We start from the raw sequence: 16,855 nt of genomic DNA on the forward strand, positions 1-16,855 counted from the left end.
TCATTGATTGAATCCTCTTCTGCTTTCAATGCATCCCAAACGGCGTGGTTTTGCCTGCTGTCACAACCACTTCTGTTACTATTCAATCCGTTGCGCAAACCGATGCAGGATTATCATTGCTGTATGAGATCTCACGCTTTTTAATTGGTTTTCGAACACTTAGCGACTATAATGCGCTACGTTGTTTTATTTGAATGGTTTCAGCGTATGGTTTCCCCTCAATCAAAAACAGATCCCTGTTGCGCAATATCTTATCACAACAACGATGAAACCGCGTCTCAAGTTGCCCTGCACGCCTTAATTCTGTCACCTGTCCTTATCAGTACAGCCGCTCTGGTGGCGCAAATTTTCCTCCGGTGGTTGCACCGCCGGGATACCGCTTTCTCATCCATCACAACTTAGTAGATAAATCGTCATGAAAAAGACTAAGATCGTTTGTACTATTGGTCCAAAGACCGAATCTGAAGAGATGCTGACCAACCTGCTGGATGCCGGCATGAACGTTATGCGTTTGAACTTTTCCCATGGGGATTACCAGGAACATGGAAAGCGTATTGCCAATCTGCGTCATGTTATGAAAAAAAGTGGCCATCAGGCAGCGATCCTTCTGGACACCAAAGGTCCGGAGATCCGTACCATGAAACTACAAGGTGGTCAGGATGCTTCGCTTAAAGCAGGACAAACCTTTACCTTCACCACCGACCAGAGCGTCATTGGTAATGCAGATACCGTTGCCGTGACCTATCCTGGCTTCACTGCGGATTTGCAAGTCGGTAACACCGTGTTGGTTGACGATGGTCTGATCGGCATGGAAGTAACCGGAGTGACGGAAAGCACCGTTGTCTGTAAGGTACTGAATAACGGCGATCTGGGTGAGAACAAAGGCGTTAACTTACCCGGCGTTTCTATCCAGCTTCCTGCTCTGGCAGAGAAAGATAAGCTTGACCTTATTTTTGGCTGCGAGCAGGGTGTCGATTTCGTTGCTGCTTCATTTATCCGCAAGCGATCTGACGTGATTGAGATCCGTGAACACCTGAAAGCGCACGGCGGTGAACATATCCAGATCATCTCTAAAATAGAAAATCAGGAAGGTCTTAACAACTTCGATGAAATCCTCGATGCCTCAGACGGCATCATGGTTGCGCGCGGGGACCTGGGCGTAGAGATCCCGGTGGAGGAAGTGATTTTTGCACAGAAGATGATGATCAAAAAGTGCAACCATGCACGTAAAGTGGTCATCACCGCCACCCAGATGCTTGATTCAATGATTAAAAACCCACGCCCTACCCGCGCGGAAGCTGGCGACGTTGCTAACGCTATTCTCGATGGTACTGACGCAGTGATGCTGTCGGGTGAAAGCGCGAAAGGCAAATATCCGCTGGAGTCCGTCAGCATCATGGCGACCATTTGCGAACGTACCGATCGCGTAATGAAAAGCCGCATTGATTCACAGCATGACAACCGTAAGATGCGCATCACTGAAGCAGTGTGCCGTGGTGCAGTTGAAACGGCCGAAAAGCTGGAAGCTCCTCTGATTGTTGTGGCCACCGAAGGCGGCAAGTCAGCGAAGTCGATCCGTAAATACTTCCCTAATGCCACTATCCTTGCGCTGACAACCAACCAGCAAACCTCTCGTCAGCTGCTGTTGAGCAAAGGGATTATCACGTCGGTCGTAGAGAAGATCGCTTCCACGGATGATTTCTACCGTCTTGGTAAAGCTGCCGCTGAAGCGAGCGGATACGCGCACAAAGGTGAAGTGGTCGTCATGGTTTCCGGTGCGCTGGTACCGAGCGGAACCACCAATACCGCCTCGGTGCACGTACTCTGATTTCAGAACGCATTCTGAATGTTTAAAAGCGCCCTGGTGGCGCTTTTTTTTGCTGTTACATAAGCCGTTTTCCCTGGCCTCTGCGAGTGTAAAGCGCCTCAAATCCCCAAAAAATCTCTTAGCGCGCTGTTTAAAATCGCCTGTTTTACCATCAGTTATTGTAAAATACAGGAAATGAGATGTTTCTTTGAGCGAACGAGCAGTTTTAACCATCCACCAGCAAAAATTTATTCTCTTTAGAAAAAACTTTGTGTAATACTTGTAACGCTACATGGAGATTAACTTAATCTAGAGGGTATTAATAATGAATCGTACTAAACTGGTGCTGGGCGCGGTAATCCTGGGTTCAACTCTGCTGGCTGGTTGCTCAAGCAACGCTAAAATTGACCAGCTGTCTACCGACGTTCAGACTCTGAACGCAAAAGTTGACCAGCTGAGCAACGACGTGACTGCAATCCGTTCTGACGTTCAGGCTGCCAAAGATGACGCAGCACGCGCTAACCAGCGTCTGGACAACCAGGCTCACTCTTACCGTAAGTAAGAGTTCTGGATTTAAAAATGGCGCACGGTGTGCGCCATTTTTTTTGCCGCAATGCAAATCCTTCCCGTCCACAGCCAGTTCCGGTTTAAAACCACTGTAATCCCTCCTAAAACATTTCTCATTTCAGGGTGTCACCCCAGGCAGCATAATACAGATTTAAAGCCACCAAAGGCCGTTGGTTAACGCTGGCAGGCAATCCCCCCATCAAGGCATCTGTAATTGCTAAAAGACCGGGTTAATGGGTAAACGCCCAGCGGATTGGCTTTGAAGGCGTTTACCGAAAATACAGCCGTTTAGCCGTGGCTTAAAGCCTGCGCTTTCTGGCGAATGGCGCGGATCATCGCTTCCATCCCCTGTGAACGCGATGGCGTCAGTTGCTGGGTCAGTGAGAGATCGGCAAACCACGGGCGCACGTCGAATTCGACAATTTCCCCTGGCGTCATTGATTGATAGAGGGCAAAGACAATGGCAATCAGCCCTTTAACCAGGGCGGCATCACTGTCACCCTGCAGCCTTACACGGCCATTTTCATCAGTATCAACAATCATCCACACCTGGCTTTGGCAACCCGGAATAATGTTTTCCGGCTGATGTAGCAAGTCATCGCTGGCCGGCAGTCTGGCTCCCAACTCGATGATGTACAGATACTTCTCTTCCTGGTTGGCGCAGCGTTTGAAATTGCGCAGCAGCTTTTCTTTATCTGGCAGAGTTGCCATTGCTTCCTCACTTGGGTCCGGTTCTGAACATATTTGGCTTAGCGTGCAAGAAGGGCGAGGCATGCCTCGCCCTTCGGGCTGGATGGCGGTCGCTCCCGGAACGATCAGCCAAGCAAACGGTGGATACGGGTCAAACCCGCGACCAGGCGGTCAACTTCTTCTTCACTGTTGTACAGCACAAAAGAGGCCCGACACATGGCCGGCACCTGGTAATACTGCATAAGCGGCATCGCACAGTGATGTCCGGTACGAATGGCAATACCGTACTGATCGAGAAAACTCCCGACGTCAAACGCATGGTGTTTACCGAGATTAAAAGCGACAACCCCACTACGCTGTGATGGGCCATAAATAATGATATCAGGCACCTTTGCCAGGTTATCCAGCGCGTAGCGCATCAGCTGCTGTTCGCGCTGACTGATAACATCCAGCCCCAGTTCGCCAATCCATTTCAGCGCAGCGCCTAAACCGATAATGGCAGCGGTATTCGGCGAGCCGGCCTCAAAACGCCAGGGTGCTGCAGCGTAAGTGGTGCCGCTGGTCAGGCTGACGGTGGCAATCATTGAGCCGCCACCTTCCCACGGCGGCATCTGGTCGAGCAAAGCCTTGCGGCCGTACAGGATCCCGATGCCGGTTGGGCCGTAAATTTTATGTCCGGAGAAAACATAAAAATCGCAGCCCAGCTCCTGCACGTCCACGGCCTGGTGCATCACCGCCTGAGCACCATCAATGAGCGTCACCACTCCAGCGGCTTTCGCCTGAGCAACCAGCGCCTTTACCGGATTTTCCGTGCCCAGTACGTTTGAAACATGGGTCACCGCCAGCAGGCGGGTGCGGCTATCCATCAAAGCCGGCAGCTGGGCGATATCCAGCTCCCCTTGCGCCGTAACGGGAATAAAGCGCACTTCAACGCCGGTGCGCTGTGCGACCATCTGCCAGGGAACAATGTTAGCGTGGTGCTCCATCTCAGTAATAATGATGTTGTCACCGGGTTGCAGCTGACTACCGCCCCAACTATTGGCTACCAGGTTGATCGCTTCTGTTGTCCCTTTGACAAACACGATCTCTTCCGCGCTGGCTGCATTCAGGAAGGCGGCGGCCTGAACGCGCACGTCCTCCATCGCGGTAGTGGCTTCGGCGCTCAGGGTATGAATACCGCGATGCACGGCGGCGTAGCCGTGCTGGTAGAAATGGCACTCTGCATCGATCACTGCCTGCGGTTTTTGCGCGCTGGCAGCACTGTCAAGGTAGGCCAGCGGCTGTCCGTTGACCTCACGCGCCAGCAGCGGAAACTGCGCGCGCACGCGGGCAAGGTCAAAACTCATTGCAGGCCTCCCGGGAAACGCTGCGCGATGCGCTGGATCACGGCTTCTTTTAGCGTTTCATCCGTAATCGCTTCGGTTAATTCAGCAGCAAACGCATAGATAATCATGCGCTGTGCGGCGGCTTCATCAATACCGCGCGAGCGCAGATAGAACATCTGCTCTTCGTCGATACGCCCTATCGTCGCCCCGTGACCACACTTTACGTCATCCGCATAGATTTCCAGCTGTGGTTTGGTATCCACCTCGGCAAGACGACCCAGCAGAAGATTGTTATTGCTCATCTGGCCGTCGGTCTTTAACGCGTGCCTGGCCACTTTAATGATGCCGTTAAACACCGCACGGGCGCGGTCGCGAACGATGGTTTTATGCAGCTGGCGACTCTGGCAGTAACCTTTGTTATGTTCCAGCCAGGTACGGCTGTCGCAAACTTCTTTGTCCATTGGCAGCATCAGGCTGTTGATCGCCAGATCGGAACCTTCACCATTTAGCCGGGTGCTGGTGTGGTGACGAGTCAGGCCGGCTCCCAGCAGGAAGCTGTGACTCTGCACGCGTGTGTCACGCCCAAGCGTCAGGTCATTGTGAGAAAAGTGATAGCTGCGGCAATCTTCAAATGCCAGATTGTAATGGGTCAGCGCAGCATTATTGCCCACTTCAGCGGTAAAACGCGCGCCGGTAAAATGCGGCTCCGCATCCAGGCTGACATAGTGCTCAATAACCGTGGCTTCGGCAGCTTCGTCCAACTGCAAATGATGACGGTAATGTGACGTGTTTAGCTCACCGGTGCTGCTACCGCTACTGATATGCAGCAAATAGAGAGGCCGGGCTGCCGCTTTGCCGCGAGCCAACTGGATAAGGGTCACCTGCTCTGCCAGGCTTTCAGTTAAATGCAGGAACACTTCCGGATGTACAGGCTCGTTCAGTTCACGACGCTCAGCCGCCTGGACCATCTGGATGGTGAACAGATCGTGCTCGCTGTCGCTTAGCTCAGGCGAGAAACGCCCGTCAATAAAGACCAGGCGTACCGCATCGATGGGTAAAGCCAGCGCTTTGATCGCTTCTGCATCCAGCGCGGCAGGCTCCGGCAGAACAAACTGGTTATTCAGCAGTTGATCCAGCGGCGTATATTTCCAATCTTCCTGTTTACGCGTGGGCAGGCCTGCGCGCAGCAGCTGCTGCCAGTGCTGCTGTGCCTGCATTGAACGGCTTTCACCGCGCGTTTCAAACAGGTGGTGCCACTGTTGCAGGGCAACATCACTCCTGGTCGGTAAGCCAGCCATAGCCTTGCTCCTCCAACTGTTTCACCAGCGAGAAATCACCCGATTTTACGATTTTCCCCTGATACAATACGTGGACAAAATCCGGCTTGATGTAGTCCAGAATACGCTGGTAGTGCGTAACGATAATGAATGAACGTTTGCCGTCACGCAGACTGTTAACGCCATTTGATACAATTTTCAGCGCATCGATATCCAGGCCGGAGTCAGTTTCATCCAGAATACACAGATCCGGTTCCAGGGCGGCCATCTGCAGGATATCATTGCGCTTTTTCTCACCGCCAGAGAAACCAACATTGACTGAACGGGTCAGTAAATCTTCAGGCATTTTGAGCAGGTGGATTTTTTCTTCGATGAAATCTTTGAAATCAAAGCGGTCCAGCGCGTCTTTCCCACGGTATTTACGCACCGCGTTCACTGACGTTTGCAGGAAAAACTGATTACTGACGCCGGGGATCTCGACCGGATACTGGAAAGCCATAAAGATGCCTTCGCCCGCACGCTCTTCCGGGGCCAGCTCCAGCAGGTCTTTGCCTTTAAACTGCACAGATCCGCCGGTGACTTGGTAATCCTCGCGTCCTGCCAGCGTTGCGGAAAGCGTACTTTTTCCGGAGCCGTTCGGCCCCATAATGGCGTGTACTTCACCCGGTTTGATTTCAAGATTCAAACCACGCAGGATAGCTTTATCTTCAACGCTTACCTGTAAATCCTTGATGCTTAACATAGGGTTTCCTTCGCAGTGCCTTGCGGCACTGTAAACTGTTCTTGTGCGCGGGCTTAGCCCACACTATGTTCCAGACTGATGGCCAGCAGCTTCTGCGCTTCAACCGCGAATTCCAACGGCAGCTCCGAGAAAACATCCTTGCAGAAGCCGTTAACGATCATCGAAATGGCATCGTCTTCACTTATCCCACGCTGCAGGCAGTAGAAAAGCTGATCTTCACCAATACGCGATGTTGTCGCCTCGTGCTCCAGCTGGGCGGTGTTATTGCGCACTTCGACATACGGGAAAGTGTGCGCGCCGCATTCGGCACCAATCAGCATCGAGTCACACTGGGTGAAATTGCGTGCATTGGTGGCAGTTGGCATGATCTTCACCAGTCCACGATAGGTATTCTGACTTTTACCCGCCGAAATACCCTTCGAAATGATGGTGGATTTGGTATTTTTACCAATATGGATCATCTTGGTGCCGGTATCGGCCTGCTGACGACCGCTGGTCAACGCCACTGAGAAGAACTCGCCGATGGCGTTATCACCGCGCAAGATAACGCTTGGGTACTTCCAGGTAATGGCTGAACCGGTTTCTGACTGCGTCCAGGACATTTTGCTGTTTTCACCTTCGCACAGCGCACGTTTAGTCACGAAATTGAGAATGCCGCCTTCTGAATCTCCACCGGAGAACCAGTTTTGCACTGTGGAATATTTCACTTCAGCATCTTTGTGAATGATGACTTCTACCACCGCTGCATGCAGCTGATAGGTATCACGCACCGGAGCGGAGCAGCCCTCAATATAGCTGACGTAGCTGCCTTCATCGGCAATCAGGATGGTACGCTCGAACTGGCCGGTTTTTGCCGCATTGATGCGGAAATAGGTCGACAGTTCCATCGGGCAACGCACGCCTTTCGGGATATAGACAAAAGTCCCATCGGAGGCCACAGCGGAGTTGAGTGCAGCGAAAAAGTTGTCATTCGCCGGTACCACCGTACCCAGATACTGTTTGACCAGCTGCGGATATTGGTGAATTGCCTCGCCGAAGGAACAAAAGATGATCCCGTCTTTTGCCAGCTTATCGCGGTAGGTGGTCGACACAGATACCGAGTCAAAAATAGCGTCAACCGCCACTTCCTGCCCTTCCCGCACCGGAACGCCCAGCTGTTTAAAAGCCTCTTCCACTTCCTGGGTCAGATAGTCAGGCGCATTCCCGCCCGAGGCCTGTGTGGCACCGGGTTCCGAGGCGCAGCTGTCGTCGCAACTGCCGCAGGATGGCGCAGAATAGTAACTGTAATCCTGATAATCCAGCTTTTTATAATTCGCTTTTAACCAGTGTGGTTCTTCCATTTCCAGCCAGGCGGCAAACGCTTTCAAGCGGAATTCCAGCATCCACTCCGGTTCATTACGTTTTGCCGAGATAGCGCGTACCACATCTTCGTTGATGCCGTGTTCGAACTCTTCAGTTTGCAGTTGGGTAAAGAAGCCTTCTTTGTATTTCTGATGGCTGCCTTCCCAAACCTGTACATCCTCAGATGCGTCAGTATTACGAGACATAAGGTTTACTCAACGCCAAAGCTCTCACCACAGCCGCAGGCGTGTTGAGCTTTAGGGTTATTAAATTTGAAAATCTGGTTCAGGCCTTCGCGCACGTAATCCACTTCCGTGCCGTCGATATAGGGCATCGCCTGCAGGGGCACAAATAAGGCCGCGCCGTTATGGCTGAACACCAAATCATCTGCCGCTGACTCTTTCACCATGTCCATGGTGTAGCCGAAGCCGGCACAGCCGGAGGTTTTCACACCCAGCTTCAGGCCCTTGATATCAGGGTCCCCGGCGGCCAGGTTAATGATTTGTTTGGCTGCGCTGTCGGTTAGCGTCAGTCCTTTCCAGATGAAATCGTCTGGCGAAAAAGTGGCAGGATTTGCTGATTGCATTATAGACCTCACTATCTATAGCCCTTCGGGCTAGTACCCCTATGTTAGTGATAACCTGTATCACTTCAACCTCTTGTTTTGCAGGGGTTAAGAGCAATATTGTTTTTTGCAGGCTCTTTTTTAAGCTTAGCCCGGATAAAACAGATTGCTCTTTGCCTGACAGGACACACTTTTCAAAAGATAAGCGGTTGAAAACAAGATGTTTCTATTTTGTTGCCCTTATTCAGAACTGATGAATATTTATTCTACTCTTTTCTGCCGCGCTGGTTATCATTCTCAACGATTTTTACAACAGGCGACATTTATCGATGAATATTATGCAGTCGGAGATTGAATAATGTCGCATTTATAATATGATAATGATTATCATTAACATACCTGGAACCCGCAATGACTGTGTCGATGAGCGCGTGGCTGCAACATAAGATTGACGAATACACCTTTTCCATACGTGATATCACCGTCGACTTTTACATGGACGAGGCGAAGTTAAACCGCCCCGGCTGCACAATTGAACAGCTGCGCAAGTTCAATGATACCTGCCTGGATATGGCCGAACTTTGCCAGCTAAACGGTGACGATCGGAGTTATCTGCACGCAATGGGTAAACTTCATCAACGGCTGGTTATTGAATTAAGCAACACGTCACGAGAGCAGCTGTTTCGAATGCAGGCATGGCAGTTAGCACGCCACTCATTGAGCCGTTTATGTCATAAACTGATGCTGGACGGCGAGTGGAACAAGGCTACCGTGCTGCAAAGCGAGTTTGTTAAGCACGCATCACGGATTATGTGATCCTGATACATTATACCTTGTGCTCTTGCCGGGAAAAACCCCGAAATGAACGGGGTTATGAACTAAATCAGCGCCGTTGCTGGCGCGGGTAAGCAGTAAATAGCTTTTGCACCATCGCGGCGGCTATCTGCCAGAGGGTGATGCCATCTCACCTCTTCTGGTTCAGATGAGCTGAAGTAATGCCTGCAGAGGGTGGCGTAAAGGGCTTCCTTCCACACGTTTGACCTGGCTGCGACAGGAATAGCCCGTCGCCAGACAGCGCTGCAGCGGCAGTTTTTGCAACGCCTGTTGCCAGGAAAGCTGATAAATACCCAACGAATTTTCCAGGTTTTTCGTTTCGTGCCCGTAAGTACCGGCCATGCCACAGCATCCCACGCTAACATTTTCCAGCCTGGCCCCAAAGCGGGCAAAAATCGTTTCCCACTGTTTCACCGCCCCCGGCAGCGCGGCTGCTTCCGTACAGTGGCCAAACAGGTACCAGGGTTCTCCACGCTGCGGTGGCGTCTCGTGCACCACCAGCGTACTTTGAAGCCATTCATGAACCAGCTGAACGTGGAAATCGCCGCGTTTATCACCCAGAACGTGCTTATATTCGTCGCGATAGCACAGCACCAGTGCAGGGTCTACCCCCACCAGCGGCATTGCCAGCTGCGCCACACGATTAAGGAAATCTGCGGTTTTTTGCGCGGTACGCGCAAACTTCTGCAAGAAACCCTTGATATGTTGCGCTTTGCCGTTCGGCGAGAACGGCAGCAACACGGCGGTATAGCCAAGCTTGTCGATCAGTTGCACAAAATCGTTCACCAGCTGCGCTTCGTAATAGCTGGTGAACGGATCCTGCACCACCAGCACACAGTTTGCGCGCTGCGCGCGGGTCATTTGCTCAAGCATTTCAAACGTGGTTGTCAGTGCACGGTGACCCGCCAGCTGCTGTTTCAGGGACGGCGACGACAGCAGTGGCAAATCGACCATGCCAATATACCGCTGACTCAACGATTTAACCCACGGCTGACGCAGGAAAAAGTTAAAGGTGCGTGGTGCTCTGGCCATCAGCGGCGCATAGCTTTCTACCGTTGCCACCAGATAATCGCTGGCGGGGCGCAGATATCGCGTGTGATACAGCTGCAAAAAACGTGAACGGAAATCGGGGACGTCAATTTTGATCGGGCATTGCGTGGAACAGGCTTTACACGCCAGGCAGCCCGACATCGCCTCTTTAACCTCATGCGAGAAATCATATTGTCCTCGCTTTGCCTGCCAGCTGTTACGGGTGCGCATAATCATGCCGCGCAGGCTGACGCCCCTGGCGGGTAGCTGCTTTTCCAGCACCAGGGGATCAACCCCCTGCTCCACCAACAGTCGCAGCCATTCACGCGTTAGCGTAGCGCGCCCTTTAGGCGAATGCATCCGGTTGCGGGTGATTTTCATCGACGGGCACATCGGGCTTTTAACATCAAAATTGAAGCACAACCCGTTACCGTTGCATTCCATCGCCCCGCGCCATGCGCCACGCACATTGATCGGTATCTGACGGTCGTAACTACCGCGTTTAATTGCATCCACTTTGAGCATCGGATGGTCGACGCCAAGCGGTGGACAAATTTTTCCGGGATTCAGGCGGTTGTGCGGATCGAAGGCCGTTTTGATGCGCCTTAGCTCGTTATATAGCTCCTCGCCGAAGAAAGAGGGGCTGTACTCGGCGCGGAAACCTTTGCCATGTTCCCCCCATAGCAGCCCGCCGTAGCGCGCGGTCAGTTCCACCACCTCATCGGAGATCTGCTTCATCAGCTGTTCCTGCTGCGGGTCGCACATATCTAACGCCGGACGGACGTGCAACACCCCGGCATCAACGTGGCCAAACATGCCGTAGCTCAGGTTATGGCCATCCAGCAGGGCACGGAACTCAACGATATAGTCAGCAAGATGTTGCGGTGGCACGCAGGTATCTTCCACAAAGGGAACAGGCTTGGCGCTGCCTTTTGCATTGCCCAGCAGCCCGACGGCCTTTTTGCGCATGCCGTAGATACGCTCGATGCCGGAAACATCGTCGCACAGCTGGTAGCCAATCACTCCGCCCTGCTGCTGCGACATTAACCTGTCAAGGCGCTGGCACAGTGATGCTACCTGGCTGTCGATTAGCGCCTGGTCGTTGCCGGCAAATTCGACCATGTTCAGGCCCAGCATCTCTTTATCCGCTACGTCGGTAATCAGCTCGCTCACCGAATGCCAGACGATATCTTCACGCGCCAGATTAAGCACCTTCGAATCGACGGTTTCCACCGACAGGGCTTGAGCCTCTACCATAAGGGGCGCATTACGCAGCGCCGAGTCAAAGGAATCGTATTTAATGTTAACCAGACGGCGTACTTCAGGTATCGGAGTGATATCCAGTTTGGCTTCGGTGATAAAGGCCAGCGTGCCCTCGGACCCGCAAAGGATGCGCGTCAGGTCGACTACGTCGAGGTTATCACTCAGCACATGGCGCAGATCGTAGCCGGTAAGAAAGCGGTTGAGACGGGGGAATTTTTCGATAATCAGCTGACGTTGCTGGCGGCAGCGCTCCAGCACCACACGATAGATTTCACCTTCTTTGCCGGCTTTTTTAGCCTTTTCTTCTGCCTCGCTGACCGGGATTGCCGACGTATCAAGGATATCCCCCCCCAGCATTACCGCCTTTAACCCCAGCACATGGTCGGAGGTTTTACCGTATACCAGCGAACCCTGTCCGGAGGCATCGGTGTTGATCATCCCCCCAAGCGTAGCGCGATTGCTGGTGGACAGCTCGGGAGAGAAGAAATAACCATAGGGTTTCAGCCAGGCATTGAGCTGGTCTTTAACAACGCCTGCTTCAACTTTTACCCATCCTTCAGCAACATTGATGTCCAGAATGCCGGTCATATAGCGCGACATATCCACCACGATACCCTGATTAAGCGCCTGGCCGTTGGTTCCGGTTCCGCCACCGCGTGGGGTAAATGCCAGCGAAGCAAAGCGGTCTGCCGCCAGGCGAGCTATGATGGCCACATCGTGAGTTGAACGTGGGAAAACAACCGCATCGGGCAGCAGCTGGTAAATACTGTTGTCAGTGGACATGGTCAGGCGGTCGGCGTAACTGGTAGCCGTGTCGCCGCTGAAACCTTGCTGTTTTAACGCAGCCAAAAAATTCAGTACCTGCGGCTCAAGGCCCGGTGCCTGGGAAATCTGTGGGATCATTATCGGAAGACCAAAGTTAAAGTAAATCGTTTGCGTTGCCTGAACTGCGCAGTTATCCGTTTTATCACATTTTTTTATCACCTGCCGTTATTTCAAAAATCGTGCTAAAAGCATAATCTGTCGTTTCTGACGTGCGATCCTGTCTCACAGGATGATTTACCCGTCAGTTTCAGCGTAACCGATGCGCGAGCGCTGATTTTGCATGAGAAATCGCATCTTACTTGAGGTTATTGTTAATCGATGAAGAACGCGCAAAAAAGTTGGGACTTAGCACAAATCGTGTTTTCACTGCTGTTTATCAGCCTCACGATCGTCGCGTGTTTCTGGATAGTTCAGCCTTTTATCCTGGGGTTTGCCTGGGCCAGCATGGTAGTGATTGCCACCTGGCCACTGATGATTAACATTCAGCGCCTGCTGTGGGGGCGACGAGCGCTGGCGGTCATTACCATGACGCTGCTGCTGATTTTGGTTTTTATTATTCCGGTCGCTCTGCTGGTCAACAGTCTGATTGAAAACAGTGCGCCAATGATCGCGTGGCTCGGTTCCGGGCATCTGCAAATGCCCGATTTACACTGGCTGAGGAGCACCCCGCTGGTGGGCAGAAAACTTTACTCGGCTTACCATAATCTGATCGCCGGCGGAGGGTCGGCGCTGCTCGCTCAGGTTCAGCCCTATATTGGCCGCACCACCGGCTTCTTCTTTGCTCAGGCCGGGCATTTTGGGCGTTTTATGATGCATCTGGGTTTGATGCTGCTGTTCAGCGTGCTGCTCTACTGGCGTGGCGAACAGGTGGGCCTGGGAATACGTCATTTCGCGTTCCGCCTGGCATCCCGCCGTGGTGATGCCGCAGTATTGCTGGCTGCACAAGCCATCCGTGCTGTGGCTCTTGGGGTGGTGGTCACCGCGTTAGTTCAGGGAGTGCTCGGCGGCATCGGGCTGGCTGTTTCCGGCATCCCGTTTGCGACGATCCTCACCGTGCTGATGATTCTGTCGTGTCTGGTGCAGCTGGGACCGCTGATCGTACTGGTTCCGGCGATAATCTGGCTTTACTGGAGCGGTGATACGACCTGGGGTACGGTTCTGCTTATCTGGAGCTGCGTAGTGGGCACGCTGGATAACGTGCTGCGCCCAATGCTGATTCGCATGGGTGCAGACCTGCCGATGATTCTTATCCTCTCCGGCGTTATCGGCGGGCTGGTCGCCTTTGGCATGATCGGGCTGTTTATCGGCCCGGTGGTGCTGGCAATATCCTACCGGCTTGTTTCCGTGTGGGTACATGAAACGCCTGCCCCTCATGAAAACCCGCTGGATGTGGTTGAGGAGTTGGCAGAGGTTGATGCCGATTCACACCAGCCCAAAGTCTAATTTCCCCTCTTTCGGCCAGCACGACTGGCCGAAAACATTAGCAATCAGAATATTTCCTTAAGCAACATTGAGCGGCCTGGTTAACTGGCCTCATTCTCTTCGTCGCCTGTTGCGCCATCTCCTTTGTCTCAGGGATTAAATTGGCGATTTTTCACTCAGTTTTATTGCTAACTGGCGGTGATAGCGCGAGAAAACATTATTGTTTATAACTAATAAGATGATTCCTAATGACTCCAAAAACACCCTTTCATACTATGGCTACAAGTTTTGAAATCTACCCACTGATTTTGAATTAACAGACTTACCCCTGAGTTAACTAAAGAATTGCTGTGTGTAGTCTTTGCCCATCCACTGTGATGGGCTTTTTTTTGCCATAAAAAAAGGACAGCCGGTTAATCGGTTGCCCCTGTCTTTCAGAGCCGCCTGCCCTACCGGCGGCTCCTTAACACATCGCCTTATTTCAGTTCAGCAAGGCCAAGCCAGGTTTGCACCACCGTATCTGGATTCAGCGACAGGCTATCAATGCCCTCTGCCATCAGCCATGCGGCGAAATCCTGATGATCCGATGGCCCCTGGCCACAGATACCCACATATTTGCCCTGCTTTTTCGCCGCGCGGATGGCCATTGACAGTAACGCCTTGACCGCATCATTGCGCTCGTCAAACAGTTCTGAAACCACGCCGGAGTCACGATCCAGCCCCAATGCCAGCTGTGTCATGTCATTGGAGCCAATAGAGAAGCCATCAAAGAATTGCAGGAACCGATCCGCCAGCAGCGCATTGGAGGGTATTTCACACATCATCATAATCTTCAGCCCGTTCTCACCGCGCTTCAGCCCCTGCCGCTCCAGTTCTTCTACCACCGCCTGTGCCTGTGCCACAGTACGCACGAACGGCACCATAATTTCGACGTTGGTCAACCCCATTTCATTGCGCACGCGTTTCACCGCCGCACATTCGAGGGCAAAACAGTCACGGAAGCTGTCAGCGATATAACGCCCGGCGCCACGGAAGCCCAGCATCGGGTTTTCCTCTTCCGGTTCGTAACGTTCTCCGCCCACAAGGTTGGCATATTCGTTTGTTTTGAAGTCTGACAAACGCACAATAACCCGCTTCGGTGCAAAGGCAGCGCCAAGAGTAGCGATCCCTTCGGTCAGGCGACCAATATAGAATTCCAGCGGATCGTCAAAGCCTTTCATCATGTCACGGATCTGCTGCTGCAACTCCGGGGTCTGCCGATCAAATTCCAGCAGCGCTTTCGGGTGAACGCCGATCATGCGATTGATGATAAATTCCAGACGAGCAAGCCCGACACCCTCATTTGGCAGACAGGCAAAATCAAAAGCGCGATCCGGGTTGCCGACGTTCATCATAATTTTCAGCGGCAATGTCGGCATTTCATCAACCTGAGAGCTTTTGACCTCGAAGTCGAGAAGATCATGATACACGTAGCCCGTATCTCCCTCCGCACAGGAAACGGTGACTTTATGGCCATCGCGCAATATTTCCGTCGCATTGCCGCAGCCAACCACGGCAGGGATGCCCAGCTCACGGGCGATAATGGCAGCATGGCAGGTGCGTCCACCACGATTGGTGACAATCGCCGCAGCCTTCTTCATGATCGGTTCCCAGTCCGGGTCAGTCATATCCGTCACCAGCACGTCACCTTTTTCGATGCGGTTCATTTCGCTGATATCGTGAATGACCTTCACCTCGCCGGCACCGATGCGATGGCCGATAGCACGTCCTTCCACCGCCACTTTGCCCTTAGCCTGCAGCGTATAGCGCTCCATCACCTGGCCGTTGGAGCGCACCGTTTCCGGACGTGCCTGAACAATAAACAGCTTGCCGGTATGGCCATCTTTTGCCCATTCAATATCCATCGGGCGCTGATAATGCTTTTCAATCTGCACCGCCTGCAAAGCCAGCGCTTCGACTTCTTTATCACTCAGGCAGAAGCGGTCGCGATCGGCTTGCGGGACATCTTCAATTCTCACCTGCTCGCCGTGCTGCTGCGAATCAGCGTAGACCATACGGATCTTCTTCGACCCCATCGTGCGGCGTACGATGGCTGGTCGCCCGGCTGCCAGCGTCGGTTTATGCACGTAGAATTCATCCGGGTTTACCGCTCCCTGAACCACCATTTCGCCAAGACCGTGTGCGGCGGTGATAAACACTACCCGATCAAAGCCCGATTCGGTATCGATAGTAAACATCACGCCGGAAGAAGCGAGATCTGAACGCACCATGCGCTGTATGCCTGCCGACAGCGCCACGCCACGGTGATCGTAGCCCTGATGCACCCGGTAAGAGATAGCCCGATCGTTAAACAGGGAAGCAAAAACGTGTTTAACCGCTTCCAGCACCGCATCGTAGCCCTGCACATTAAGGAAGGTTTCCTGCTGACCGGCGAATGAGGCGTCCGGCATATCCTCTGCCGTGGCGGAAGAACGCACGGCAAACGAGGCCCCGCTATCATCAGCAGACAGCTGGTTATAGGCCGTGTGGATTGCCTGTTCCAGTTCGGGCTGGAACGGCGTTTCAATCACCCATTGCCGTATTTGCTTACCCGCTTTTGCCAGCTCATCAACATCATCAATATTGGTTTTATCCAGCAGCTCATAGATACGCTGATTGACGCCGCTTTGATCGAGAAACAGGTTGAACGCTGCTGATGTTGTCGCAAAACCATTGGGTACCGAGACGCCCAACGATGACAAGTTAGTGATCATTTCACCCAGGGAGGCATTTTTTCCCCCCACCCGATCGACATCGTGCATACCTAGCTGGTTATACCAGAGCACGAGCGGCACTTCGCCTTTATTGGACATTGATGCAATCCTTGTAAGAAGTAATGAGGAATATAAGGGTACAGTGTGACTTTATGAGACTGGCACAGATGAAAGGGGGAGATAAAGCGTTGAATCGTTCTGGCTGGAAAAAATAATAACTTTAAGAATTGTCCGTTTAAATAGCCGCATTTCAGACGAACTGGATTTTAAATAAAACCTTTACAAACATATCATTGCAGAAATTTACCGTTGAATGACAGGGTAATTCTTCACTTAACGAAGATAATTCCTTATCAGCATGATTTTTTAAAAAACGGCGATGAAAAGGCATAGTAAACAAAAATTTTACGGCATA

At 52.3% G+C, this 16,855-nt stretch carries 12 protein-coding genes and 1 other RNA gene; 5 read left to right on the forward strand and 8 right to left on the reverse strand.

The genetic code is table 11. From position 1 onward, the window contains the following. Positions 1-415: 415 nt before the first annotated feature. Complete coding sequence (pykF, locus tag EPYR_RS09560; protein WP_012668204.1) at positions 416-1,828, forward strand: pyruvate kinase PykF; 1,413 nt, start codon at positions 416-418, stop codon at positions 1,826-1,828. 304 nt (positions 1,829-2,132) lie between these two features. Beyond that, entirely contained in the window at positions 2,133-2,369 is a 237-nt protein-coding gene (locus EPYR_RS09565; RefSeq protein ID WP_004157411.1) for a major outer membrane lipoprotein, read from the forward strand. A 293-nt stretch (positions 2,370-2,662) separates the two neighbouring features. Here the strand turns inward: EPYR_RS09565 and sufE are convergent, their stop codons facing one another. The 6 genes from sufE to sufA all read right to left on the reverse strand — a co-directional run bounded on the left by sufE (position 2,663) and on the right by sufA (position 8,335). Beyond that, positions 2,663-3,085 carry a cysteine desulfuration protein SufE gene (gene sufE / locus EPYR_RS09570; protein ID WP_012668205.1) on the reverse strand — a complete coding sequence of 141 codons (423 nt, stop codon included), beginning with the start codon at positions 3,083-3,085 and terminating at the stop codon, positions 2,663-2,665. Between the two features lie 104 nt (positions 3,086-3,189). Further along, positions 3,190-4,410 carry a cysteine desulfurase SufS gene (gene sufS, locus EPYR_RS09575; RefSeq protein WP_012668206.1) on the reverse strand — a complete coding sequence of 407 codons (1,221 nt, stop codon included), beginning with the start codon at positions 4,408-4,410 and terminating at the stop codon, positions 3,190-3,192. Further along, positions 4,407-5,687, reverse strand: coding sequence for a Fe-S cluster assembly protein SufD (gene sufD, locus EPYR_RS09580; protein WP_014538970.1), 1,281 nt, complete (start codon positions 5,685-5,687; stop codon positions 4,407-4,409). Before sufD ends, sufS begins: the two co-directional genes overlap by 4 nt. Continuing rightward, a complete protein-coding gene (sufC, locus tag EPYR_RS09585) occupies positions 5,662-6,408 on the reverse strand; it encodes a Fe-S cluster assembly ATPase SufC (protein ID WP_012668208.1) in 747 nt (248 codons plus the stop codon). Before sufC ends, sufD begins: the two co-directional genes overlap by 26 nt. A 53-nt stretch (positions 6,409-6,461) precedes the next feature. Then, positions 6,462-7,955, reverse strand: coding sequence for a Fe-S cluster assembly protein SufB (sufB, locus tag EPYR_RS09590; RefSeq protein WP_012668209.1), 1,494 nt, complete (start codon positions 7,953-7,955; stop codon positions 6,462-6,464). A gap of 5 nt (positions 7,956-7,960) precedes the next feature. Beyond that, entirely contained in the window at positions 7,961-8,335 is a 375-nt protein-coding gene (sufA, locus tag EPYR_RS09595; protein ID WP_012668210.1) for a Fe-S cluster assembly scaffold SufA, read from the reverse strand. Between the two features lie 390 nt (positions 8,336-8,725). On the opposite strand from sufA, the gene EPYR_RS09600 reads away from it, so the two are divergent. After that, entirely contained in the window at positions 8,726-9,130 is a 405-nt protein-coding gene (locus EPYR_RS09600) for a hypothetical protein (protein WP_012668211.1), read from the forward strand. A gap of 162 nt (positions 9,131-9,292) precedes the next feature. Here EPYR_RS09600 and ydiJ read toward each other — a convergent pair whose 3' ends face one another. Continuing rightward, positions 9,293-12,343, reverse strand: a complete 3,051-nt coding sequence (gene ydiJ / locus EPYR_RS09605; protein WP_012668212.1) for a D-2-hydroxyglutarate dehydrogenase YdiJ — start codon at positions 12,341-12,343, stop codon at positions 9,293-9,295. A gap of 240 nt (positions 12,344-12,583) precedes the next feature. Between ydiJ and ydiK the strand changes: the two genes are divergently transcribed. Both ydiK and rprA read left to right on the forward strand, forming a co-directional pair. Then, positions 12,584-13,708 carry an AI-2E family transporter YdiK gene (gene ydiK, locus EPYR_RS09610; protein ID WP_012668213.1) on the forward strand — a complete coding sequence of 375 codons (1,125 nt, stop codon included), beginning with the start codon at positions 12,584-12,586 and terminating at the stop codon, positions 13,706-13,708. A gap of 262 nt (positions 13,709-13,970) precedes the next feature. Next, an RNA gene (rprA, locus tag EPYR_RS19205) (antisense sRNA RprA) lies at positions 13,971-14,080 on the forward strand. An 83-nt stretch (positions 14,081-14,163) separates the two neighbouring features. Here the strand turns inward: rprA and ppsA are convergent. Further along, positions 14,164-16,539 carry a phosphoenolpyruvate synthase gene (gene ppsA, locus EPYR_RS09615; protein WP_012668214.1) on the reverse strand — a complete coding sequence of 792 codons (2,376 nt, stop codon included), beginning with the start codon at positions 16,537-16,539 and terminating at the stop codon, positions 14,164-14,166. Positions 16,540-16,855 lie beyond the last annotated feature (316 nt).

Source organism: Erwinia pyrifoliae DSM 12163, assembly GCF_000026985.1.
Lineage (GTDB): Bacteria > Pseudomonadota > Gammaproteobacteria > Enterobacterales > Enterobacteriaceae > Erwinia > Erwinia pyrifoliae.